Consider the following 23,536-nt stretch of genomic DNA (forward strand, 5'->3'; position numbering starts at 1 on the left):
GCCGCCTCTCGTGTCGATGTGGCGGTGCTCACCTACCCGCTCCGGGCGCTCTGCACCTCGACGGCCTGATCAGCGGTCGGCCGGGGTGGCGGGGCCGGAGCGGGCACCGGGGGGCCGTTCGGCCGGGCCGGTGGGGGCACCGCAGTGGATAGCATCGGCGGCGTGTCCGTTCTTCCCGCCTCGGTCCGCTCGGCCGCGGTGCGCCCCTCGACCGTGTCCCGCATCGCACTGGCCAACGTGGTGGCGAACGGGCTGATCGTCGTCACCGGCGGCGCCGTCCGCCTGACCGGCTCGGGGCTGGGCTGCCCCACCTGGCCGCGGTGCACCGACGAGAGCTTCGTGGCGACGCCGGAGCTCGCCGGCCACGGGTTGATCGAGTTCGGCAACCGCCTGCTCACCTTCGTGCTGGCCGCGGTGGCGATCGCCACCGTGGTGGCCGTCTTCCGATCGCCCCGCCACGACCTGCGGCGGCTGGCGGTGCTGAGCTTCCTGGGCATCCCGGCGCAGGCGCTGCTGGGCGGGGTCACCGTGCTCACCGGCCTCAACCCGTGGACGGTAGCCGCCCACTTCCTGCTGTCGATGGTCCTGGTGGCACTCGCGACGATCCTGTGGCTGCGTTCCCGCGAGCCGGGGGTGGGCCAGCTGCTGGTCCGCCGCCCGTTCGCGCTGCTGACCACCGGGCTCGCGGTCACCGTCGCCGCGGTGCAGGTGTTCGGCACGGTCGTCACCGGCAGCGGCCCGCACAGCGGCGACCCGGAGGCCGGGCGCACCGGCTTCGACCCGGAGCTGATGAGCCAGCTGCACGCCGACGTCGTCTTCCTGCTCATCGGGCTGACCGTGGCGCTCCTGGTGGGCCTGCACGCCACCGACGCCCCCGCCCGGGTGCGCCGCGCCGTCCGGGACCTGCTGATCGTCGAGCTGCTCCAGGGCGTCGTCGGGTACGCCCAGTACTTCACCCACCTGCCGGCGGTGCTGGTGCTGCTGCACATGGCCGGCGCGGTGCTGGTCACCGTCTACACGGCGCGACTGGTCTGGTCGGTACGTGGGCCGGCCTCCGAGCTGCCGGTCGCCGAGGCCCCGCTCACCACCACCGCTGCCCGCTGAGGAGGCCGGTCCCGGCGCACCCGGCCGGGCAGCCACCCCGTCCGGTCCGCCCGTGACAGGGTCACCGGCGTGCCACCTGACGCCCTGATCCGGATGCTCCGGTGATCACCGACGTGCTGATCGACCACGCTGCGCTCGTGCCGGTCGCGTTGCTGGGGGTCGCGCTGGGCTGCGTGCTCATCGGCTCCGCGCTGCTGCGCAGCCGACGCGCCGGTACCCGGGTTCTCGGCACGCTGCTCGGGCTGTCCCTGCTGCCGGTGGTGGCGCTGACACTGGTCCCCGCAGGAGCCTCGCGGGCGGACGACGTCCGCTGCACGGTCCAGTTCTCCCTGCCGACCCTGGGCAGCGTGGAACTCCTGGCCAACCTCGCACTGTTCCTCCCGCCGGCCTTCGTCGGCACGCTGCTCAGCCGCCGTCCGCTGCTGGTGCTCACCGTCGCGACAGTCGCCTCGGCGCTGATCGAGGCGGTGCAGGCCGTCGTGCCGGTCCTCGGGCGGGCCTGCGACACCACCGACTGGACGATGAACACCGCAGGTGCCGTCTGCGGCGTCCTGCTGGCCGTCGGGACCATCGCCCTGGCCGACCGTCGCCGCACCGACCGCGAGCCGGCCTCGCGGGGGTGAGCTCCCGCCCGGGCCGCTAGACGAGGACGTCGGCCACCAGGGCGATCGACAGCAGCGTCATGTAGGTGATCGACACCGAGAAGAGCCGCATCGGGCGGTCGGGCACGCCTGCCTTGATCCGCCGCAGCCAGGCGTGCGACTCCACGACGTACCAGGCGCCCAGGCCGAGGGTGGCGATGCCGGTGATCCAGCCCAGCTGCGGCGTCACCGGCACCATCAGCAGCGAGGTGGTCAGCGTGCCCCAGGCCCAGGCGACCGACTGGCGCCCGACGGTGACCGGACCGGCCACCACCGAGAGCATGGGCACCCCGGCCCGGAAGTAGTCGAACCGGAACCGGCTGGCCAGCGCCCAGAAGTGCGGCATCTGCCAGCAGAAGACGATGCCGAAGAACACGAAGGCCGGCCAGTCCAGCGATCCGGTGACGGCAGCCCAGCCGATCAGCACCGGCGCCGCGCCCGGCAGGCCGCCGAACACCGTGTTGTGCCGGGTACGGCGCTTGAGCACCATCGTGTACAGCACCGAGTAGGCCAGCACCGCGGCCGCCGCGAGGGCCGTGGCCAGCGGCGTGGTGAAGAGCCCGAGCAGCACCAGGGAGACCCAGGCGAGCAGGACCCCGAACCACAGCGCGTTGCGGGGTGCGATGACCCCGCTGGGGATCGGCCGGTCCCGGGTGCGGGACATCAGCCGGTCGATGTCGCGGTCGTACCAGCAGTTGACCGTGTTGGCCGCCCCGGCGGCCAACATGCCGCCGACCAGGGTGGCCAGGACCAGACCGGTGCCCGGCCAGCCCCCGGCCGCGAGCATCATCGCCGGCAGCGTGGTGACCAGCAGCAGCTCGACGAGCTTCGGCTTGGTCAGCGACACGTAGGCGGCCACCGTCGACCGGAGCGGACGCACCGTCCGGGTTCGGCTCACGGCGCGGTCGGCGATCGCCGTCACCGGGGGCCCAGGAGCGCGGCGTCGCGCGGGCAGCAGGCCACCACGAGGTCCTTCTCCGCAGGGGGAATGGGTTGCTCGAACACTGTAGCCGGGGCCGCCCGGTGGAAATGGCCGGGCACCACTAGGGTTTGATCACGTTGACTCTGCGCGTAGAGCGGGTAGGGCGGTCGTCGAGGACGCCGGCGCACCCACCGCTCCCGACTTCCGACCGCGCCCGACCGGGGCGGCCGTGGTGCGCACCGTCGTCCGCCCGGGGTGGGTGGGTCCCCGCGCCCCCGGGCGGCCCGACATCGACCTACCCCGAGGGAGCACCGAGCGCCACATGAGCACTGACAACTCTTCTTCGACGGAAGCCACCCGCCCCGAGGCGTCGCCCGAGGCCGCCACCGACACCGCCACCGGCTCGCCGCGTCAGCCCCGGCCGACGCTGCCCGAGGGCTTCGGCGAGCTGGACCGCAAGGCCATCGACACCGCCCGCGTGCTGGCGATGGACGCGGTGCAGAAGGTCGGCAACGGCCACCCCGGCACCGCGATGAGCATGGCGCCCACCGCGTACCTGCTGTTCCAGAAGTGGCTCAAGCACGACCCCAGCGACCCGAACTGGGTCGCCCGCGACCGGTTCGTGCTCTCCATGGGCCACTCGAGCCTGACCCTGTACGTGCAGCTCTACCTGGCCGGCTACGGCCTGGAGCTCGACGACCTCAAGGCGCTGCGCACCTGGGGCTCCAAGACCCCCGGCCACCCCGAGGTCGGCCACACCGCCGGCGTCGAGACCACCACCGGCCCGCTGGGCCAGGGCGTGGGCAACGCCGTCGGCATGGCGATGGCGGCCCGCCGCGAGCGGGGCATGTTCGACCCGGAGACCCCCGAGGGCGAGAGCCTGTTCGACCACACCATCTGGGCCTTCGCCTCCGACGGCGACCTGGAGGAGGGCGTCAGCGCCGAGGCGTCGTCGCTGGCCGGCACCCAGCAGCTGGGCAACCTGGTCCTCGTCTACGACGACAACAAGATCTCCATCGAGGACGACACCACCGTCGCCTTCACCGAGGACGTCGGCAAGCGCTACGAGGCCTACGGCTGGCACGTCCAGCACGTGGACGACGGCGAGGACCTCGCCGCCATGGACGCCGCCTTCGCCGCCGCCAAGGCCGAGACCACCCGCCCGTCGCTGATCGTGCTGCGCACCGTCATCGGCTGGCCCTCGCCCAACAAGCAGAACACCGGCGCGGTGCACGGCTCGGCGCTGGGCGAGGACGAGGTCAAGGCCACCAAGCAGATCCTCGGCTTCGACCCGGAGCAGACCTTCGAGGTCACGCCCGAGGTCATCGAGCACACCCGCAAGGCCGTCACCCGGGGCCAGGAGGCGCACCGCGCCTGGCAGTCGGAGTTCGACGCGTGGCAGCAGGCCAACCCCGAGGGCTGGGCCCTGCTGGAGCGGATGACCACCCGCACCCTCCCCGAGGGCTGGGCCGCGAACCTGCCGACCTGGGACGCCGACCCCAAGGGCGTCGCCACCCGCAAGGCCTCCGGCGAGGTCCTCGCCGCGCTGTACCCCGAGCTCCCCGAGCTGTGGGGCGGCTCGGCCGACCTGGCGGAGAGCAACAACACCGCGGTCAAGGGCGAGCCGTCGTTCCTGCCCGCGAACCGGCAGACCAAGATGTGGACCGGTGGCCCCTTCGGCCGCACCCTCCACTTCGGCGTCCGCGAGCACGCCATGGGCGCGGTCATGAACGGCATCGCGCTGCACGGCGGCACCCGCGTCTACGGCGGCACGTTCCTCACCTTCTCCGACTACATGCGCGGCGCCGTGCGGCTGGCGGCGCTGATGCAGCTGCCGGTCACCTACGTGTGGACGCACGACTCCATCGGCCTGGGCGAGGACGGCCCGACGCACCAGCCGATCGAGCACTACGCCGCGCTGCGGGCGATCCCCGGGCTGGACTTCGTCCGGCCCGCCGACGCCAACGAGACCGCCGTCGCCTGGCGGACGATCCTGGAGAACAACGACCGGCCGGCCGGGCTGGCGCTGTCCCGGCAGAACCTGCCGGTGTTCGACCGGACCGAGTTCGGCTCGGCCGAGGGCGTCGCCAAGGGCGGCTACGTGCTCGCCGAGGCGTCCAACGGCGCCCCTGAGGTGATCCTCATGGGCACCGGCTCCGAGGTGCAGATCGCCGTCGCCGCCCGCGAGCAGCTCGAGGCCGCCGGCGTCCCGACCCGGGTCGTCTCGCTGCCCTGCTGGGAGTGGTTCGCCGAGCAGGACGAGGCCTACCGCCTCGAGGTGCTCCCCCCGTCGGTCAAGGCGCGGGTCAGCGTCGAGGCCGGCGTCCCCATGGGGTGGCGCGAGTTCGTCGGCGACGCCGGCCGGATCGTCGGCCTCAACCACTACGGCGCCAGCGCGTCCTACTCGAAGCTCTACGAGGAGTTCGGGCTGACCGAGGACGCCGTCGTCGCGGCTGCCCAGGAGAGCATCGAGGCCGCGGCCTCCGGCGCCACTCCCCCCAGCGGTGCCGGCGTCTCCCGCGGCGGGGTCTTCGGCTCCGACGCCACCGCCGACCACTGATGAAGGACCTCGCTGCAGGGCCCCACCACTCGCACGCTCGCGGCGGGGCCCTGCAGCGGGGCGACAACCACACCGACAGGAGGGCATGACATGGCCCAGAACGAGAACCTGGCACAGCTGTCGAAGTCGGGGGTCGCCGTCTGGCTCGACGACCTCTCGCGCGACCGCATCCGCAGCGGCAACCTCCAGCAGCTGGTCGACGAGCACAGCGTCGTCGGGGTCACCACCAACCCGTCGATCTTCGCCGCGGCCATCAGCGGCTCGTCGTCCTACGACGACCAGCTGCACGCGCTGGCCGTCCGCAAGGTCAGCGTCGAGGAGGCGCTGCGCACCATCACCGCCGCCGACGTCCGGGACGCCTGCGACCTGCTCGCGCCGGTCGCGGCCCGGACCGGCCGCGACGGCCGGGTCTCCCTCGAGGTCGCGCCGGGCCTGGCGCACGACGAGGACGCCACCGCCGCCGAGGCCGCCCACCTGTGGTGGCTCGTCGACCGGCCGAACCTGTTCATCAAGATCCCGGCCACGATGGCGAGCCTCCCGGCGATCACCACCTCGATCGCCCGGGGCATCAGCGTCAACGTGACCCTGATCTTCAGCATCGACCGCTACAAGGCCGTGATGGACGCCTACCTCACCGGCCTCGAGCAGCGGCTCGCCAACGACCCGAACGCCTCGTTCGAGGGCATCGAGTCCGTGGCGTCGTTCTTCGTGTCCCGGGTGGACACCGAGATCGACAAGCGGCTGGACGCCTCGGGCGCCGACCCCTCGCTCAAGGGCAAGGCCGGCGTGGCCAACGCCCAGCTGGCCTACCAGGCCTACGAGGAGGTGTTCTCCTCCGACCGCTGGAAGGCGCTGGAGGCCAAGGGCGCCAGCAAGCAGCGTCCGCTCTGGGCGTCGACCGGGGTCAAGAACCCGGAGTACTCCGACACGCTGTACCTGTCCGAGCTGATCGCCCCGGACACGGTCAACACGATGCCGGAGAAGACGATGCAGGCCTACGCCGACCACGGCCAGCCCGGCACCCCGGTGCAGTCGTCCTACGCGGACGCCGCGAAGGTCATGCAGTCCGTCGCCGACGCCGGCGTCGACCTCGACGACGTCTTCCGCGTCCTCGAGGACGAGGCCGTGCAGAAGTTCGTCGACGCGTGGGACGAGCTGACCGGCTCCGTGCAGGAGCAGCTGCAGGACAAGAAGTGACGGTGCGCCGCTCCCCGGCGCACCCGTACCGCACCACCTGAACCACGGCACCACCCGGCCGCCGTCCGGCCCGGCCCCCGGGCCGGACGGCGGGCACCCAGCGACCGAGGACGGAGACGATGTCCACCAACCCGCTGCGCGATCCGCGGGACCGGCGGCTGCCCCGAGTTCCCGAGCCCTGCGCTCTCGTCGTCTTCGGCATCACCGGCGACCTCTCGCGCAAGAAGCTCCTCCCGGCGGTCTACGACCTGGCCAACCGTGGCCTGCTGCCCACCAACTTCGCCCTGCTGGGCTTCGCCCGGCGGGACTGGGGCGACGTCGAGTTCTCCGAGCTGGCCCGCTCGGCCGCCCGCGAGCACGCCCGCACCCCCTGGAGAGAGGAGGTCTGGGAGCGGCTGGCCAACAGCGTCCGCTTCGTCCAGGGCTCCTTCGACGACGACAACGCCTTCGACGAGCTCGCCGAGAACCTGGCCGAGCTGGAGGGCAGCCACGGCATCGGCGGCAACGCCGCGTTCTACCTGTCGATCCCGCCCGCGCTGTTCCCGGTCGTGCTCAAGCAGATGCAGCGCACCGGCATGGCCGAGAGCACGCCGGAGCGGTGGCGCCGGGTCGTGGTCGAGAAGCCGTTCGGCACCGACCTGGCCTCCAGCCGTGAGCTGAACGCGCTGGTCGACTCGGTCTTCACCGCCGACGACGTCTTCCGGATCGACCACTACCTGGGCAAGGAGACGGTCCAGAACCTGCTGGCCCTCCGTTTCGCCAACACGCTGTTCGAGCCCATCTGGAACGGCCACCACGTCGACTCGGTGCAGATCACCATGGCCGAGGACGTCGGCATCGGCGGGCGCGCCGGGTTCTACGAGAAGACCGGCGCCGCCCGCGACGTGCTGCAGAACCACCTCCTGCAGCTGCTGGCGCTGACCGCGATGGAGGAGCCGGTCGAGTTCTCCGCCGAGGAGATCCGCACCGAGAAGCTGAAGGTGCTGCGCGCCATCTCCATCCCCGCCGACGGCGACATGGAGAGGTTCGCCATCCGCGGCCAGTACGAGCAGGGCTGGCTCGCCGGCCAGCGCGCGAAGGGCTACCAGCAGGAGGAGGGCGTCGACCCCGAGTCGACGACCGAGACCTACGCCGCCGTCCGCCTGGGCGTCGAGACCCGTCGCTGGGCCGGGGTTCCGTTCTACCTGCGGACCGGCAAGCGCCTGCCGCGGCGGGTCACCGAGATCGCGCTCTCCTTCCGGCGCGCTCCACACCTGCCCTTCGCGCCTACCGACACCGAGGAGCTGGGCCACAACCAGCTGGTCATCCGTGTCCAGCCCGACGAGGGCGTCACGCTGAAGTTCGGGTCCAAGGTGCCGGGCAGCGTGATGGAGGTCCGCGACGTCGCGATGGACTTCCTCTACGGCGAGCAGTTCACCGAGGCCAGCCCCGAGGCCTACGAGCGGCTGCTGCTGGACGTGCTCCTCGGTGACGCCACGCTCTTCCCCCGCAACGCCGAGGTCGAGGCCTCCTGGGCGGTCATCGACCCGCTGGAGGCCTTCTGGGCCGGCACCACCCCGCACTCCTACCGGGCCGGCGAGTGGGGCCCCCGGGCCGCCGACGCGATGCTGGAGGCCGAAGGCCGGGCGTGGCGCCGACCGTGACCGGCACCCCTGCCCCTCCCCCACCCTCGCGAGCTGAGGAGCTGACCTCGTGACCACGCTGTGGGACACCACCGGATCCGCGGTGGTCAAGGAACTGGCGGCCCAGCGCCGCACCGGCGGCGCCGTGATGAGCGGCGTCGCGCTGACCCTGGTGGTCGTCGCCGACGAACGCCGGGTCGCCGAGGCCGAGCAGGCCGCCGCCTCGGCCGCCGAGGCGCACCCCTGCCGCCTGCTGATCGTCGTCCGCCGCCAGGTGGAGGCCCCGGTGCCCCGGCTGGACGCCGAGGTGCTCATCGGCGGGCGGCTCGGGCCGGGTGAGGCGGTCGTGATGCGCATGTACGGCCGGCTGGGCCTGCACGCCGAGTCGGTGGTGCTGCCGCTGCTGGCCGCGGATGCGCCCGTCGTCACCTGGTGGCACGAGGCGCCGCCGGAGCTCATCGAGCGCGACGCACTGGGGGTCATCGCCGACCGCCGGATCACCGACTCGGCCCTGGCCGAGGACCCGGCGGCCGCGCTGCGCAACCGCGCGGCCGACTACGCCCCCGGCGACACCGACCTGGCGTGGACCCGGAGCACCCCGTGGCGGGCCACGCTCGCCTCCACGCTGGACTCCGTGGCCGGCCGGCGCGGCGACGCGGTGCGGGTCCGCGGCGGCCAGGTCGAGGGCGATCCGGCCAGCGCCACTGCCCAGCTGATCGCCGGGTGGCTGTCCTCCCGGTGCGGCTGCGAGGTGCCCGTGGTCTCCACCCCCCGGGTCCCCGGGCCGTCCGGGGTGCACGCGGTCGCGCTGCGGCTGGACCAGGACGAGGAGCTGCGGATCGAGGACGACCGCAAGGGCGGGGCGGTCATCACCCAGCCGTTCCGGCCCGAGGCCGTCGTCGCACTGGCCGACCGCTCGCTGGGCGAGCTGATCGGGGAGGAGCTGCGTCGCCTCGACCCCGACGAGCCCTTCAGCGAAGCGCTGGAGGCGGTCTCCGGGCTGTCCGGGCTCTCCGACCGGCCGGCCTGCCGCGACCACGTCTGGTTCGACCCCATGCGCCCCGAGCAGTCGTCCGCGGCCGCCGAGGCGGAGCTCAACTCCGCCGAGGACGAGGTGCCCGGCGCCTCGGACACGGCGGCCTCCGGCGCCCCCACCGTGCCGGACACCCCGGGTGACACCGACGAGATCGCCGAGAGCGGCGAGCACGACTCCCCCGGCGACGACTCCGACGAGCAGCAGGTCGTGCAGTCCGCCGGTGCACCGACGGCGAAGGAGGCAGGACGGCGATGAGCCAGGCATCCCCCGGGGACCAGGTCGACCGGGCGCTGGACGACGAGGGGCTGCCCGCTCCGGACGTCGTCGTCGAGCCCGACGCCGACCGGCTGGCCCGGTCCGTGGCCTCCGCCCTCGTCGCGCGGCTGGCCGCCGCCCAGGCCGTGCACGGCACCGCGTCGGTGGTGGTGACCGGCGGCGGGATCGGCACCGCGGTCCTCGAGCGGGTGGCGGACCTCGTGGCCGAGCCCGAGCACGCCGTCGTCGACTGGACCGCGGTGGACGTCTGGTGGGGCGATGAGCGCTTCGTCCCGGCCGACTCCGACGACAGGAACGAGCTGGGCGCGCGGCGGACCCTGGTCCTGCCCGCCGGCATCCCGCCCGAGCGGGTGCACGCCATCCCGTCGTCCGATGCCGGGTTCGACGAGCCGGAGGACGCCGCCGCCTGGTACGCCGAGCAGCTGGCCCAGGCGGCCGGCGAGGGCGCGACGCTCCCCCGGTTCGACGTGCTGCTGCTGGGCATGGGGCCCGAGGGTCACGTCGCGTCGATCTTCCCGGACTCCCCCGCCGCCCGGGACGACCGGCCGGTGGTGGCCGTCCGGGACTGCCCGAAGCCGCCGCCGACCCGGGTGAGCCTGGGCTTCTCCGCGATCAGCTCCGCGGAGGAGGTCTGGCTGCTGGTCAGCGGCGAGGGCAAGGCCGACGCCGTCGCCCGGGCGCTGTCCGGCGCCTCCCCGCTGGAGATCCCGGCGGCCGGGGCACGCGGGAGGCGGGCGACCCGCTGGCTGCTCGACGAAGCCGCCGCGAGCCGTCTCCCGCGCCGGTAGGCGACCGTCCTGAACCACCGGGGGGGGGGGGGGGGGGGGGGGCGGGGCGGCGGCGCGGGGCTGGGGGGTGGGGGGGGGGGGGGGGGGGGGGGGGGGGGGGGGTGGTTGTGGGGGGGGGGGGGGGGGGGGGCGGCGCGGTGGGGCGGGGGGGGGGGGGGGGGGGGGGGGGGGGGGGGGCCCCCCCCCCCCCCCCCCCCCCCCGCTGCCCCGGCGTGGGGAGACGGGCGCCTCCGGCAGGTGCGCCACCGGCGCCCGACAGCGATGATCACCGCGTGAGGGACTCCCTGGATGGCGAGACGCCGCCCGCCCGGTCGCTGGTGGAGACCGGGGAGCTGGTGGCCGGCTCGATGAGCCACGCGGTCGCGGCGCTGCTGTTCGGCGACGGGCCCGGCGCCGTCCGTCTCGACGACCGGCTGGCCGCCTGCCTGCGGGACGCCGCCACCGGCGCGGCCGACCTGCCGCTGCTGTGGGAGCGCGCCCGCGCCGGTGCCGCTCTCGCCTTCGCCGCCGAACTGGCGGTGACCCGTGGGCAGCAGGGCCGCCACGTCCGCCGGGACGGCTTCTTCGCCGCCACCGTCGCCGCCCGGTCCGCCGCCGAGCGGCTGGCCGAGTCGGTGCTGCAGTCCGCGCGCCGCACCCCCGAGGAGCGGCAGGTCCGGCACCTGGGCTACCTGCTCGCCGAGACCGCCGTCTCCCCCGACATCGACCCCGCGCTCGCCACCCGGGCGCTGCAGCTGGCCGACTCGTGCAGCTGGCGGCAACTGGTGCTCCTCGCCGCGGTCGGCCGGCGGGACCGCGCGCCGCTGCCGATGGGGTCGCTGGAGGACGAGCCGCGCGCCTGGACGGCGTGGGGTGCCCGGGAGGACGTCGCCGACCTGCAGCGCGCCGGCCTGCTCGACCCGCCGCCCGCCGCCGCCCGGCCCGGGGCGGTGCGACCCCGGCTGCGCCCCGCCGACCTGCGGCTGACCCGGCGCGGGGTGCTGGTGCACCGGCTGCTGGCGCTGGACTTCGTGCGCGAGGAGGACGTCGCCACCGCGCTCACCGAGCTCGACCTCCCACCCGCCTGACGCCGGGTCCGCGCATGCCCGGGAGTGATCAGGTCACCTGATCACCGCCTGTCCCCCCGCAGCAGCATTGGTGCGGGCGGGCAGGCACTGGTGCGGGAGGACGGCGTCGTCCCCGACATTCGTGACCGCTTCGTGACCGCCGTTGTGGGCCCGCCGTGCCGCCCACCGCGTGTAGACGGGTGAGCGACCAGCGGGAGGAGACCGGGTGGACGGGCTGAGCTTCGAGGACTTCGTGTCCCGGGAGCAGGCAGCGCTGCTGCGGCTCGCCGTCCTGCTGGCCGGGGACCGAGGCCATGCGGAGGACCTGGTGCAGACGGCGTTGCTGAAGAGCTACCGGCACTGGGGGCGGATCACCCGTGCCGGCGACCCCACGGCCTACGTCCGGCGCGTGCTGGTGACCAGCCACACGAGCTGGCGACGGCGGCTGTCGACCACCGAGCAGGTGGTCGAGCAGCTGCCCGACCGGGCCGCCCCGCCCACGCCGGACGACGACGAGGAGCTGCGGGCCGCGCTTCGCGCCCTGCCCCCGCGCATGCGCACCGCCGTCGTCCTGCGCTTCTACGCCGACCTGTCCGAGCAGCAGGCCGCCGAGGCGATGGGCTGTTCGGCCAGCACCGTCAACACCCAGACCACCCGCGGGCTGGCCCGGCTGCGTGAACTGCTGAGCCCGCCGGCGTACGCGTTCGGGGAGGAGCGAGCCTGATGGAGCCCACCGACCTGCACGACCGGCTGCACCGGCTGGCGGACCGCACCGCGCCACCCGCGCAGCCGGGCCTGGCGGACACCGTCGTGGCCCGGCACCGCACCCAGCGACGGCAGGCGCTCACACTGACCGCGGTGGCCGCAGCCGTCGCCGCCGTGGTGGTCGCGACCCCGCTGGTGTTCGACGGGCAGCCGGCCGCACCGGTCTCCGCGGCCGGCCCGGCCGCGGCCACGGCGGGAGCGCCGGCAGCGGCCCGGGTCGACGTCCTCTCCGGGCCCACCCGCGGGGCGCTCGCCCAGGACACCGCCTTCGTCGACGGTGTGCGCCGGCTGACCTGGACCGAGGCCGACGACCCGAACGCGCCGACCGCGCAGGTCGACCCGCCGCTGGACTCCCGGCACGTGGTCTGGGTCGATGACGTGGCCGGCGCGCGCTGGGCGCTGGTGGCCGGGCAGGACCCCGAGCACGACGACGGCCGCCTGGCCACGGCCTGGTTCACCGGCCCCGCCGGCGCCGACGCCGCCGAGCTCCAGCCCGCGTCGCTGCTCAGCGGCATCGACGCCAGCACCCCGGTCGCGCTGTCCGACGCGGGCACCGGCGCTCTCGTGGTGGTGGCCGCGCCGGGAGACGACATCTCGCTGTCCCGGCGTCCCGAGGTCGCCGCCGACGGCGCCGTCGACCGCAGCTTCGAGCCGGTCGACGTCTCCGACGGCGTGGCCGCGCTCGTCCTGCCACCTGCGGCGGGCACCTACGACGAAGCGCTGCGCTACCGGGTCACCCGCGACGGGACAGCGGTGACCACCGCCATGCCCGCGGCCTCCCGCTCGGTCGGTGTCTCGGCAGCGGACGACGTCCCCCTCACCTGGCTGCGGAGCGAACCCGGGGACCGCGACCCGGTGCTGACCGGCGGGATCGACCACGTCCTGGAGATCACCGGGCTGCCGCCCGAGGACCTCGAGTTCACCGTGATCTGGGCCGGAGAGGTGCCGGCCTCCACCGCCGAGACGGCCGAGGTGCACCTGCTCGGCGCGACGCTGCCCTCGGGCGCGGTCCACCTGGAGGCGTTGCTGGCAGCGGAGTCCGACGACGGGGTCGTCGCCAGCACCTGGTGCGCCAGCGACCTCCGCGAGGCCGGCGCCCCGCTGGCGGAGCAGCTGTTCGTGCTGCACTGCAGCGCACCCTTCCTGCAGGGGACCGAACCGGTCGAGAGCCTGGTCCTGGTCGGTCCCCCGGTCGCCGACAGCGCCCGGGTGCTCGACGACTCCGGAGCCCTGGTCACGGAGGTCCCACTCGTCGACGGGGTGGCCGTCGTGCCCCCGCCGGCGGACCTGGGCAGCGTGGAGTTCCGCAGCAGGGGGCGCTCGCTCGGGAGCGCCGGAGCACTGGGGTTCGACGGGCTGGAGTCCATCGCCGCGACCCCGGCGGGCGGCAACTGACGTGGCCGCCGAGCCCGCGTCGGTGATCGCCGCCCGGCAGTTGGCCGAGGAGGCGCGTTCCCGCGGCAACGTCCTGCGTCGCCGTCCCCTCCGGCCGCGGCCGGCACCGGCGCCGCTGCCGATCAGCGGGGAGGCGCCGTGAAGGCCGGCGCGGCAGCCCTCGGGGTGCTCGCCGGGCTGCTCGCCGGGCTGCTCGCCGGGCTGCTCGCCGGGCTGCTCGCCGGGTGCGGCCCGGGCGCCCAGACCGCCTGCCCGGCGATCGGCTACCTGCCCTCGGTCCGGGTCGAGCTGACCGGGGACTGGTCCGGGCACCCGGTGGGCTCGGTGCAGCTCGACTGCTCCACGCCGTGCGAACGCATCACGCGGGACGACCCGCCTGCCGGTGAGGAGAGCACGGCGACGCCGCTGAACTGGACCGTCCCCGGGGGGCCGATGCCCGGCTCGGCGGTCGCCACGGTGCTCGCCCCGGACGGGTCGGTGCTGGCCGAGGTCGAGGCCGACCTGCACGTCGAGCGGGTCGGCGGCAGCGCGGAGTGCGGCGGCCCGATGGTGGCCACCGTCGAGGTGCCGACGCCCTGAACGTCAGGCCGAGCGGGCGTGGCCGTCGACCAGCTGCTCGAGGGCGCGATGCACCCCTGAGCCGACGCCGCTGCCTTGCGCCCCAGCTCCGGGCACCCTTTGATGCCGGGATGGGGCGGTACCGGGCGCGGGACGTGGCCGTCGACCTGGCCTTCAACGCCGGGCTGGTGCTCATGGGCGCGCTCGTCGTCTGGCTCACCTCGTGGTCCCGGTTCTGGGTCCTCGTGGTCGTGCTCACCGTCGGCTGGGCCACCCGGATCGCCACGCAGCGCCGGCGCGCCGCGGGCTCACCCGAGGCCGCTGAACGGGACAGCGCTACACGGTGACGACGAGGGCGCCCTCGGCCTCGTGCACCGGATAGATCCGCACGGGTGCGTTGCCGCCGCTGGTCGGGGCGCCGTCGCTCCACCGGTAGGCGTACAGGTGCAGCGGGCAGACCAGCACCCGGGCGTCGGTCTGCCCGTCGGCCAGCGGGCCGCCCGCGTGCGGGCAGGCGGCCTGGGTGGCGTGCAGCGACCCGTCGCGCAGCCGGAACACCGCCACCTGGACGTCGCCGGCGACGAAGGCCCGCCCCTCCCCCGGCGGCACGTCCTCGACCCGGCCGACGACGAACGCCCGGCCCTGCTGCGCCGCCTCGGTGCCCGGCGCGGTCACCCCCGTCGCCGGCGTCCCGGTGTCGGTGCCCGGGGTCGTGGGTGCCTGCGGGGCGTCGGAGTGGGTGACGCTCATCGGACCGGCACCTTCGGCAGGTCGATCAGCGGCAGCGCGGTGCGGAACTGCCCGGGGGTGGCCGGTTCGGCGCGGTCCTGCGCCCACGGGTCGGTGTAGGCGTCGATCGAGCGCTGGAGGCCCTCGTCGAGGTCGGCGAGGATCCCCTCGCTGTCCTCCAGCAGCACCGCCTTGATCTTCTCCAGCCCCACGCGGGGCACGAAGTCGTAGGTGCGCTCGAGCCAGTTGGCGTTCTCCCGGTAGTACTGCAGGAAACGGCCGCTCAGCTCCATCACCGCCTCGGGCGAGGCGACGGTGGCCAGCAGGTCGCCCTTGCGGATGGTCGCCCCGGCCGCCCCGCCGACGTACACCTCCCACCTGCCGTCGCCGACCGCGACGACGCCGACGTCCTTCACGTAGGCCTCGGCGCAGTTGCGCGGGCACCCGACGACGGCCATCTTGATCTTGGCGGGGCTCTCGATGCCCTGGAAACGGGTCTCCAGGTCGATGCCGAGCTGGGTGGAGTCACCCAGGCCGAACCGGCAGAAGTCCGAACCGACGCAGGTCTTCACGGTGCGGAAGCTCTTGCCGTAGGCGTAGCCCGAGGGCATGCCCAGGTCGGCCCACATGTCGGGGAGGTCCTCCTTGCGGACGCCGAGCAGGTCGATCCGCTGGCCGCCGGTGACCTTGATCATCGGCACCTCGTACTTCTCGGCGACGTCGGCGATCTTCCGCAGCTGGGCCGCGGTGGTCACCCCGCCCTTCATCTGCGGGACGACGGAGAAGGTGCCGTCCCGCTGGATGTTGCCGTGCACCCGGTCGTTGATGAACTTGGCGTCGTTCTCCTGCTCGTAGTCGCTGCCCCAGATCATCCGCAGCAGCGAGGTCAGGCCCATCTTCGACTTCGCGTCCTCCGCGCCGCCGGGGGCGAGGGCGGCGAAGACGGCCGACACACTGCGCAGGTCCTGCTCCCGGATGGCGGCCATCAGCGCCGGCTTGGCCAACGGGATGCCCGGGACGTACCAGCTGGCGGTCGGGTCCTCCACGACGTCACCGTCGGCGGCCCACTCCACGATCTGCTTGACCAGCGACTTGCACGAACCGCAGCCCTTGCCGGCGCGGGTGGCGTCCATGACCCCGCTGACGCTGGAGCACCCGCCGGCGACGGTGTCGCAGATGGCCTGCTTGGTCACGCCGTTGCAGTTGCAGACCTGGGACTCCGCGGGCAGCTCGGCGACACCGGCCTCCGCGACGCCGTCGGAGAGGTCGACCAGCAACCGGATCCGCTCCTCCGGCAGCGGGGTGCCGCGGTCGAAGGCCTGGGTGAGGAAGGCGACCTTGCGGGTGTCACCGAGCAGGGTCGCGCCGATCAGCGTGTCGTCGCGGATAACCACCGACAGGTGCACCCCGCGCCGCGGCTCGGAGATGACCAGGAACTCGTCGGTGTCCCGCTCGGGCCGGTTCAGCCCCATCGTCGCGACGTCGACCCCGGCGACCTTGAGCTTCGTCGCCGTCCGGGAGCCGTGGTACTCGGCGTCCGGGTCGGTGCCGGTGAGCACGTCGGCGAGCACGCGGGCCTGCTCCCACACCGGGGCGACCAGGCCGTAGACCTCGCCGCGGTGCTGGGCACACTCCCCCACCGCGTAGACGTCGGGGTCGTCGGTGCGCAGCTGGTCGTCGACGACGATGCCGCGCTCCACCTCCAGCCCGCTCATCAGCGCGACCTCGGTGACCGGGCGGATGCCGGCGGCGAGCACCAGCAGGTCGGCGTCGATCGCCCGGCCGTCGGCCAGCACCACCCCGCGGATCCGGTCGGTGCCGATGACCGCGGTGGTGCGGGTGGCCAGGTGGACGACGATGCCGAGGTCCTCCACCGACTGCTTGAGGATCGCGCCGCCGTCGGGGTCCAGCTGCTGGTTCATCAGATGGGTGCCCGCGTGCACCACCTCCACGGCCAGCCCGTGACCCTGCAGCGCCCGGGCGGCCTCCAGCCCGAGCAGTCCACCCCCGACGACGACCGCCTTCTCGTGCTCGGCGGCGGCGGCGAGCATCGACCGGGTGTCGTCGATGGTGCGGAAACCGAGGACCCCGGGCAGCAGGGCGCCGTCGGCGGTGCGGATGCCCTCCATCGGCGGCACGAACGAGCGGCTGCCGGTGGCGATGACCAGCTGGTCGTACGGGGTCGCCGTCCCGTCGGTGGCGTAGACGAGCTTGGCGTGGGTGTCGACGCGCTCGACCCGGACACCGGCGCGCAGCGTGATGCCGTTGTCGGTGTACCAGTCGTGGCTGTTGAGGACGATGTCGTCCTCGTGCTCCTCGCCGGCCAGCACGTGGGACAGCATGATCCGGTTGTAGTTGCCGTGCGGCTCCTCACCGAAGACGGTGATCGCGAACTGCTCGCCGCCGCCGCGCTCGAGCACCTCCTCGACCAGCCGGGCGCCGGCCATGCCGTTGCCGACGACGACCAGCCGCTGCCGGGAGTCGACGCCGTCGGCGTCGGACATCGCGAAGTGCAGCGAGGTCACGCCCTCGGGGCGACCGCCCAGGACCTTCTCCATCTCCCGACCCAGCCCGCCCATCAGACCTCCACCAGCCCGAGGTCGACGACGACGTCGCCGGTGAGGCCCTCGGGGGCGGCGACGTGCAGCTCCACCACGGTGCCGCCGTCGAGGTCCTCGACGACCCGCAGCGGCACGTGGACGTCGCCCTTGGCCCCGATCGGGAACCAGCGCATCGGCTGCCCGTCGCGTACCAGCAGCAGGTAGACGAGCTCGTCGGTGGAGTTGCCGCCGCGGAAGTACAGCGCTTGGGCGGTCTTGCCCAGCGGCACCTCGTAGCGCAGGGCGGGATCGAGCGGGCCGGGCTTGGCCAGCCCCTCGCCGGTGATCGGGTAGACGCCTTGCAGGAAGCGGTTGGTGCTCTTCACGGTGGCCGTCCTCTTCCGTGTCGGTTGACGGGGTTGACGGGACTGGGCTGGCTCGTGTGGTCGGGGCTGCGGCTGGCTGGCCGCGACCGGTGGCGGGATCTGTTCCTCGGGCCCGCCCACGCGGCTGACCGCGACGGCGCAGACCTTGAAGGCGGGCATCTTGCTGGTGGGGTCCAGAGCGGGGTCGGTGAGTGCGTTGACGTTCGAGCCCCCGCCCCAGTGGAAGGGAGCGAAGACGACGTCGGGCCGGATCGCGTCGGTGAGCAGCGCGTGGAAGCGGGCCCGGCCTCGGCGGGTGGACAGCTCCACGACGTCGTCGGCCGCGATGCCGAGCGTGCGGGCGAGATCCGGGTGCAGCTCGACCCGAGGGGTGGGGGCGGCGAGTCGCAGGGTGCGTGAACGACGGGTCTGGGTGCCCGACTGGTACTGGGCCAGCACCCGGCCGGTGGTGAGCACGTAGGGGTAGTCGGCGTCGGGGCGCTCGTGGGCATCGACGTGCTCCACGCGCCAGAACCGCGCCCGCCCGTCCGGGGTGGCGAAGCGCTCGGTGAACAGCCGTGGGGTTCCAGGGTGTGGCGTTCCGGTTTGGAGCGTCCCCGGGTGCTCCGGAGCGGGACACGGCCAGAAGACGCCCTGCTCCTCGTCGATGCGCCGGTAGCTGATCCCGGAGTAGTCCGCGGCGCCGCCGGCGCTCGCCCGCCCCAGCTCGGCGAAGACGGTCTCGGCGTCGCCGCTGAACAGGTGCCCGACCCCCAGCCGGCCGGCGAGGTCGGCCAGGAGCTGCAGGTCGTCGCGGACCTCCCCGGGCGGGTCCATCGCCCGCCGCCGGCGGATCACCCGGCCCTCGAAGTTCGTCATCGTGCCGTCTTCCTCCGCCCACATGGCACTGGGCAGGACCACGTCGGCGAGCTCGGCGGTCTCGGAGAGGAAGAAGTCGCTGACGGCCAGGAAGTCGAGGTCGCCGAGCCGGCTGACCACCCGCCGGGCGTCCGGAGCGGAGACGGCGATGTTGGAGGCCAGGACCAGCAGAGCCCGGACGCCGCCCTCGGTGCCCAGGCAGTCGAGCATCTCGAACGCCGACTTCCCCGGCTCCGGGATGGAGTCGGGCTCGACGCCCCACACGGCTGCGACGTGCCGGCGCGCCTCCGGATCGGTGATCTTGCGGTAGCCGGGCAGCTGGTCGGCCTTCTGACCGTGCTCACGTCCACCCTGCCCGTTGCCCTGCCCGGTGACGGTGCCCCACCCGCTGCCCGGACGGCCGGGCAGGCCGAGGGCCAGCGCGAGGTTGATCCAGGCCTGGGCGGTGTCGGTGCCGCTGCGGTGCTGCTCGGCGCCGCGGGCGGTGAGGATGATCGAGCGTCGGCCCCTGGCCAGGGCGAAGACGATCCGCCGCTGCTGCTGCACCGGCACGCCGGTCAGCCGCTCCACCCGGTCCGGCCAGTACCCGGCGACGCCGGCCTTGACCTCGGCGAAGCCGGTGGTGCGGGCGGCGACGTAGTCGGTGTCGACCAGGCCCTCGGCGATCGCGATGTGCAGCAGTCCGTTGGCCAGCGCCAGGTCGGTGCCCGGCAGCGGCTGGACGTGCAGGCCGGCGTTCCTCGCGGTGTTGGTGCGGCGCGGGTCGATGACGATGTGCTCGGCCCCGCGCTCACGGCCGGCGTCGAAGTACTGCATCGCCGGCGGCATGGTGTCGGCCGGGTTGCTGCCGACCAGGACGACGACGTCGGCATCCGCGATGTCGGTGACCGGGAAGGGCATGCCCCGGTCCAGGCCGAAGGCCCGGGTCGCCGCCCCGGCGGCGGAGGACATGCAGAACCGGCCGTTGTAGTCGATGGCGCTGGTGCGCAGGGCCACCCGGGCGAACTTGCCGAACTGGTAGGCCTGCTCGTTGGTCAGGCCCCCGCCACCGAAGCAACCCACCGCGTCGCGGCCGTGCTCGGCCTGGGTGCGGCGGATCGCGGCGACCACCCGGGTCAGCGCCTCGTCCCAGCTGGTCTCGACCAGCGGGCTCGTGCGGTCGGCGGGGTCAGCGCGCACCAGCGGGCGGGTGAGCCGCTCGGGGTGGTCGAGCAGCTCGGCGGCCGACCAGCCCTTGGAGCACAGGCCGCCGCGGTTGACCGGGAATTCGGCCGGCACCAGCGTCGCGGGCCGGTCGCCGGCGGTCATGGTGATCCCGCACTGCAGCGAGCAGTAGGGGCAGTGGGTCTCGGTGGTGCGCGTGCCGACACCGGGCGTGGGCAACGAGACGGCGGCGGACACATCCCGAGCGTGCGCGGAGGCCGTTTCCCGGTGGCTGCGCTCAGGTCAAGCTCGCGTTCCGTCGTCCGCACACCCGCCCGACGCGGTCCGTGCGGGCGGCCAGGAGGGGGTCCGGCGGAGCTCGTGCTCTGCTCACCACCGGTGGGCAGAGCACGAGCTCCCGGGTGGTGACGTGGGGCCCGTCATCGGCCAGGCTGCGCCCATGGAACCGAGCGTGCAGGAGCGGCTGGTGGCGACGGCGACCGACGAGATGCGGGTGCCGTTCTGGGTGGTGCTGGCCGGGGTGGGGGTGGGCGCCTTCTGGTCACTGATGGGCGTCCTGGTCGGGACGCGGGTCGCCCGCCGGCGCTAGCAGCTCCCGGCGGACGTCGAACGGGTGTGCCGCCATGCGACGGGGGCCCAGGCCAGCGCCGCCACCGCGATCACGGTGATCAGCGCCTGCCCGACGCGGCCCACGGTCACCCCACCGGTCGGGTCCAGCGCGTAGTTGGCCCAGCCGTTGGCGGCGGCATCGGTGACGAGCACCGCCACCGCCAGCACCAGCCCGCCGCGCCGTGCTCGCCACAGCAGCACGGCGGCCAGCGGGTCGAGCACGGTCAGCGAGACGAAGTACAGCCTCAGCCACCCGGGTTGACCCGCGTGGACCGCCGTCCCGGCGGCGATCAGGTGGACGACGTGCACGACCGTGCCGAAGACCAGCAACACCGCCCCGGCCACCGCCCCGGCGCGGACGCCCCTCGGCGCCCCCGACCAGGCCGGCATCCTCAGTCCCACCGACCGCGCAGGCGCTTGGTCTCCCCCCGCTGCTTCTTGGCCGTGATCCGCCGCTCCTTGGAGCCACGGGTGGGCTTGGTCTTCCGCCGGGCCGGCGCGGGCGGCGCCAGGGCCGCGCGCAGCACCGCGGCCAGGCGCTCGCGGGCGGCCTCCCGGTTGCGCAGCTGCTGCCGGTGCTCGCTCGCGGCGACGGTGAGCACGCCGTCGACCAGCCGGGTGCCGAGGCGGTCGGCCAGCCGTGCCCGCTGCGCGTCGGTCAGCCCCGGCAGCTCCAGCGGCGCCACCGACAGCTCCACTCGCGAGTCGGCGGTGTTCACCCCCTGCCCGCCGGGCCCCGACGAGCGGGAGAACCGCCACGACAGCAGGCCCGCCGGGACGACGAGGGACGCCGTCACCGGCAGGTCAGCGAAGGCGTCGTCCCCGGGCACGGGGCCATCCTCCCTGCTCGGCGCGTGGCACACGACCGGGTTCTCGGCCGACCTGCCAGGCTGCCTGCCATGACAGCGGACAGGACCGACGCCCCCGGACCGCTCCCCCTCGCCGCCGCTGCCGTGCTGCTGACCGCCGTCGTCGGCGTCGTCGGGTCGCTGGACTGGCCGGCGCCGCGACGGACGCTGTCCGGCTGGCAGGTGGCCGACGTGCCGACGTCGCTGCTGGCCCTGGTCGTCGGCGCCGCGCTGGTCTGCCTCGCCGTCGCCGCCGCCCTCACCCGCCCCTGGGCGCTCGGTTCCTCCGCCGCGGCCACGACCTGGTGGGGGCTGGCGGTGGTCGCCGCCCTCGCGCAGAGCTGGAACGACCTCTACCTCGCGGCGCTGGGCGGTGGCGAGGGCCCGGTCATCCCGGTCTTCGACTGGCTGTTCACCTTCGTGCCGGTGCTGCTCATGGGCGTGGCCGCCCGGTCACTGGGCCGCCGGGCCCACCTCCGGGCCACCATCGGGATGGGCGTGCTGATCCTGCCGATGCTCGCCCTGGGGTGGGCGCTCTACGCCGACAGCGAGTTCGCGGAGGCGCTGCTCGGGTCGTTGTACTCGGCCGCGGTGTTCGGTGTGGTCCCGCTGCTGATCGCGCTGGCGATCACCCTGCCGAGGAACGGCCGGGCCACCCCGGTCGGGTGAGCCGGCGGGGGCCCGCACCCGTTCGGTGACGACGGTGTCGCCCGGTCCGGTGACGGCCTGCCGTTCCGGTCGCGGACCCGGTCACCGAGTGTGACGCTCACGGGGTGACTCAGGACGCCTCGCCGCGGTTCCACCTGGTGACCGGCAACGCCGTGGCACCGCTGGTCGACGACGAGCGCCCGGCCGGGCCGGCCACGCCCGAGAACCCGGTGATGCCCGAGAACCCGGTGATGGCGGATCTCCTGCGCCGCGCCGAGGCCCTCGACGCCCGGGCCGCCGCGGAGTCCGCGCCCCGCGTCCTGCACCCGGCCGGACTGCTGCTGGCGCTCACCGGACTGACCGTGCTGCTGGCCCTGCTCGGTCGCCAGCCCTGGCAGCTGCCCGGCCGGGACGGCGGTGGGGTGTCCGACGTCCCGCAGTCGCTGGTCTCCTTCCTCCTGATCAGCGCCGCGATCTGCCTGCTGTCCGCGCGGCTGGTGCGCCCGGCATCGGTGCTGCCCGACGCTCGGGCGGTGCGGCTGTGGTGGGGGCTGCTGGCCGGCTCGGCCGCGGTGTCGGCCACCGCCGTCCTGTCGCTGGCGTCCTACTCGACCTCCACCGAGCGCCCCGCAGACCTGCTCGTCCGCTGCCTCGTCCCGGTGGTGCCGGCCGTGCTCGCCGGCGTGCTCGCCGCCGGCGCCGGACGCGCGGCGCGGGTCCGGCTGGCACTGGGCACCGGCCTGGTCACCGTGCCGCTGGCCGGGCTCGGCTGGGCGCTGCTCTCCTCCGCTCCGGTCTCCACCGCGACCCTCGCCGACGTGCTCGCCGTGACCGGCATCGCCGGGGCCGCACCGCTGGCCGTGGCCGTGGCCTTCGTCGCGGCCGACCGCCGCACCCCGGGCCTGCTGCTGCGGTCCCGCCGGGCACCATCGGAGGCGTGACCTCCCTCGCCGCCGCGCTCGCCGCCGGCCCGGTCGTCCTCGACGGCGGGCTGTCCACCGAGCTGGAGGCCCGCGGGCACGACGTCGGCTCGGCGCTGTGGTCGGCCCGGCTGCTGCGCGACGACCCGGCCGCGGTGGTGGCCGCGCACGCCGCCTTCGCAGTCGCCGGTGCCCAGGTGCTGACCACCGCCAGCTACCAGGCCACGCTCCCCGGGTTCACCGCGGCCGGGATCGACCCGGAGAGCGCGCGGGCCGTGATCGCCAGCTCGGTGGGGCTGGCCCGGGAAGGGCTCGCCGCGGCCGGGCGCACCGGCTGGGTGGCCGGGTCGGTCGGACCGTACGGGGCGTACCTGGCCGACGGGTCGGAGTACAGCGGCGCCTACCTCGACGATGTCCGCGGGGCGGAGCTCCGCGCGTTCCACCGGCCCCGGCTCGCCCTGCTGGCCGAGGCCGGGGCCGATGTGCTGGCGGTCGAGACGCTGCCCGGCGCCGTCGAGGTGGAGGCGTTGCTGGCCGAGCTGGTGACCCTCGACGTCCCGGCCTGGCTGTCGCTGACCAGCGTGACCGGCCCGGACGGCGTGCCGCGGACCCGCCGCGGGGAGCCGGTGGCCGAGGTGGCGGCGATGACCCGCGGCGTCGCCCAGGTGATCGCCGTCGGGGTCAACTGCACCGACCCGGCCGGCGTCGCCCCGGCCGTGCGGGTCGCGGGCGCGGCCAGCGGGAAGCCGGTGGTGGCCTACCCCAACAGCGGGGAGCGCTGGGACGCCGGCGCCCGCCGGTGGACCGGGGAGCCCGGGGTCGGCGACGTCACGGCATGGACCGCCGCCGGCGCCCGGCTGGTGGGCGGCTGCTGCCGGGTGCGCCCGGACGACGTCGCCGCCATCGCCGACGCCGTCCGGTAGC

Annotated in this window: 23 protein-coding genes; 17 read left to right on the top strand and 6 right to left on the bottom strand. The window is 74.6% G+C overall.

Annotation, left to right across the window (positions count from 1 at the left end):
- The first annotated feature begins 162 nt into the window (after positions 1-162).
- Together ACI79Y_RS04375 and ACI79Y_RS04380 are read left to right on the top strand one after the other, a co-directional pair.
- On the top strand, positions 163-1,104 hold the full coding sequence (locus ACI79Y_RS04375) for a COX15/CtaA family protein (protein WP_457157296.1): 942 nt from the start codon (positions 163-165) through the stop codon (positions 1,102-1,104).
- A 101-nt stretch (positions 1,105-1,205) separates the two neighbouring features.
- Positions 1,206-1,727: a VanZ family protein gene (locus tag ACI79Y_RS04380; RefSeq protein ID WP_457157297.1), complete on the top strand. Its 522-nt coding sequence runs from the start codon at positions 1,206-1,208 to the stop codon at positions 1,725-1,727.
- 16 nt (positions 1,728-1,743) lie between these two features.
- Here ACI79Y_RS04380 and ACI79Y_RS04385 read toward each other — a convergent pair whose 3' ends face one another.
- Complete coding sequence (locus tag ACI79Y_RS04385; RefSeq protein ID WP_457157298.1) at positions 1,744-2,667, bottom strand: heme o synthase; 924 nt, start codon at positions 2,665-2,667, stop codon at positions 1,744-1,746.
- Positions 2,668-2,989: 322 nt separating this feature from the next.
- Here ACI79Y_RS04385 and tkt point away from each other — a divergent pair, with 322 nt between their 5' ends.
- The 11 genes from tkt (at position 2,990) to ACI79Y_RS04440 (ending at position 14,257) form a co-directional block, all read left to right on the top strand.
- Entirely contained in the window at positions 2,990-5,227 is a 2,238-nt protein-coding gene (gene tkt, locus ACI79Y_RS04390; RefSeq protein WP_457157299.1) for a transketolase, read from the top strand.
- A 90-nt stretch (positions 5,228-5,317) separates the two neighbouring features.
- On the top strand, positions 5,318-6,424 hold the full coding sequence (gene tal, locus ACI79Y_RS04395; RefSeq protein WP_457157300.1) for a transaldolase: 1,107 nt from the start codon (positions 5,318-5,320) through the stop codon (positions 6,422-6,424).
- A 119-nt stretch (positions 6,425-6,543) separates the two neighbouring features.
- Positions 6,544-8,067, top strand: coding sequence for a glucose-6-phosphate dehydrogenase (gene zwf / locus ACI79Y_RS04400; RefSeq protein ID WP_457157301.1), 1,524 nt, complete (start codon positions 6,544-6,546; stop codon positions 8,065-8,067).
- Between the two features lie 49 nt (positions 8,068-8,116).
- The gene (locus ACI79Y_RS04405) at positions 8,117-9,337 is read left to right on the top strand and encodes a glucose-6-phosphate dehydrogenase assembly protein OpcA (protein WP_457157302.1); all 1,221 of its coding nucleotides are present in this window, start codon (positions 8,117-8,119) and stop codon (positions 9,335-9,337) included.
- Positions 9,334-10,146 carry a 6-phosphogluconolactonase gene (gene pgl, locus ACI79Y_RS04410; RefSeq protein WP_457157303.1) on the top strand — a complete coding sequence of 271 codons (813 nt, stop codon included), beginning with the start codon at positions 9,334-9,336 and terminating at the stop codon, positions 10,144-10,146. The genes ACI79Y_RS04405 and pgl overlap by 4 nt, the downstream gene beginning before the upstream one ends.
- Before the next feature lie 272 nt (positions 10,147-10,418).
- Positions 10,419-11,213, top strand: a complete 795-nt coding sequence (locus tag ACI79Y_RS04415; RefSeq protein ID WP_457157304.1) for a hypothetical protein — start codon at positions 10,419-10,421, stop codon at positions 11,211-11,213.
- 205 nt (positions 11,214-11,418) lie between these two features.
- Positions 11,419-11,916, top strand: a complete 498-nt coding sequence (locus ACI79Y_RS04420; protein WP_457157305.1) for a SigE family RNA polymerase sigma factor — start codon at positions 11,419-11,421, stop codon at positions 11,914-11,916.
- Positions 11,916-13,352, top strand: coding sequence for a hypothetical protein (locus ACI79Y_RS04425; protein ID WP_457157306.1), 1,437 nt, complete (start codon positions 11,916-11,918; stop codon positions 13,350-13,352). Before ACI79Y_RS04420 ends, ACI79Y_RS04425 begins: the two co-directional genes overlap by 1 nt.
- 1 nt (position 13,353) lies before the next feature.
- Positions 13,354-13,494 (top strand): hypothetical protein, encoded by a 141-nt coding sequence (locus ACI79Y_RS04430; protein WP_457157307.1) that lies wholly within the window; start codon positions 13,354-13,356, stop codon positions 13,492-13,494.
- Positions 13,491-13,931 (top strand): hypothetical protein, encoded by a 441-nt coding sequence (locus tag ACI79Y_RS04435; protein ID WP_457157308.1) that lies wholly within the window; start codon positions 13,491-13,493, stop codon positions 13,929-13,931. Before ACI79Y_RS04430 ends, ACI79Y_RS04435 begins: the two co-directional genes overlap by 4 nt.
- A gap of 110 nt (positions 13,932-14,041) precedes the next feature.
- Positions 14,042-14,257, top strand: a complete 216-nt coding sequence (locus tag ACI79Y_RS04440; protein ID WP_457157309.1) for a hypothetical protein — start codon at positions 14,042-14,044, stop codon at positions 14,255-14,257.
- On the opposite strand, the gene ACI79Y_RS04445 is transcribed toward ACI79Y_RS04440, so the two are convergent.
- Genes ACI79Y_RS04445 through ACI79Y_RS04455 form a run of 3 tightly spaced genes read right to left on the bottom strand, consistent with a single transcriptional unit; the run spans position 14,247 to position 19,824 of the window.
- The gene (locus ACI79Y_RS04445; RefSeq protein ID WP_457157310.1) at positions 14,247-14,660 is read right to left on the bottom strand and encodes a Rieske (2Fe-2S) protein; all 414 of its coding nucleotides are present in this window, start codon (positions 14,658-14,660) and stop codon (positions 14,247-14,249) included. The genes ACI79Y_RS04440 and ACI79Y_RS04445 overlap by 11 nt on opposite strands.
- Positions 14,657-17,218 carry a nitrite reductase large subunit NirB gene (gene nirB, locus ACI79Y_RS04450; protein WP_457157311.1) on the bottom strand — a complete coding sequence of 854 codons (2,562 nt, stop codon included), beginning with the start codon at positions 17,216-17,218 and terminating at the stop codon, positions 14,657-14,659. The genes ACI79Y_RS04445 and nirB overlap by 4 nt, the downstream gene beginning before the upstream one ends.
- The gene (locus ACI79Y_RS04455) at positions 17,218-19,824 is read right to left on the bottom strand and encodes a molybdopterin oxidoreductase family protein (RefSeq protein ID WP_457157312.1); all 2,607 of its coding nucleotides are present in this window, start codon (positions 19,822-19,824) and stop codon (positions 17,218-17,220) included. Before ACI79Y_RS04455 ends, nirB begins: the two co-directional genes overlap by 1 nt.
- Before the next feature lie 202 nt (positions 19,825-20,026).
- Between ACI79Y_RS04455 and ACI79Y_RS04460 the strand changes: the two genes are divergently transcribed.
- The gene (locus tag ACI79Y_RS04460; RefSeq protein ID WP_153362550.1) at positions 20,027-20,176 is read left to right on the top strand and encodes a hypothetical protein; all 150 of its coding nucleotides are present in this window, start codon (positions 20,027-20,029) and stop codon (positions 20,174-20,176) included.
- On the opposite strand, the gene ACI79Y_RS04465 is transcribed toward ACI79Y_RS04460, so the two are convergent.
- Together ACI79Y_RS04465 and arfB are read right to left on the bottom strand one after the other, a co-directional pair.
- On the bottom strand, positions 20,173-20,586 hold the full coding sequence (locus tag ACI79Y_RS04465) for a hypothetical protein (RefSeq protein WP_457157313.1): 414 nt from the start codon (positions 20,584-20,586) through the stop codon (positions 20,173-20,175). The two genes, ACI79Y_RS04460 and ACI79Y_RS04465, sit on opposite strands and share 4 nt — an antisense overlap.
- Positions 20,587-20,588: 2 nt before the next feature.
- Entirely contained in the window at positions 20,589-21,026 is a 438-nt protein-coding gene (gene arfB, locus ACI79Y_RS04470; protein WP_457157314.1) for an alternative ribosome rescue aminoacyl-tRNA hydrolase ArfB, read from the bottom strand.
- 69 nt (positions 21,027-21,095) lie between these two features.
- Between arfB and ACI79Y_RS04475 the strand changes: the two genes are divergently transcribed.
- The 3 genes from ACI79Y_RS04475 to mmuM all read left to right on the top strand — a co-directional run bounded on the left by ACI79Y_RS04475 (position 21,096) and on the right by mmuM (position 23,535).
- A complete protein-coding gene (locus ACI79Y_RS04475) occupies positions 21,096-21,713 on the top strand; it encodes a hypothetical protein (RefSeq protein WP_457157315.1) in 618 nt (205 codons plus the stop codon).
- Positions 21,714-21,817: 104 nt separating this feature from the next.
- On the top strand, positions 21,818-22,633 hold the full coding sequence (locus ACI79Y_RS04480) for a hypothetical protein (protein ID WP_457157316.1): 816 nt from the start codon (positions 21,818-21,820) through the stop codon (positions 22,631-22,633).
- Complete coding sequence (gene mmuM, locus ACI79Y_RS04485) at positions 22,630-23,535, top strand: homocysteine S-methyltransferase (protein ID WP_457157317.1); 906 nt, start codon at positions 22,630-22,632, stop codon at positions 23,533-23,535. The genes ACI79Y_RS04480 and mmuM overlap by 4 nt, the downstream gene beginning before the upstream one ends.
- The last annotated feature ends 1 nt before the right edge of the window (position 23,536 follow it).

This window comes from Modestobacter sp. SYSU DS0875 (assembly GCF_054050915.1).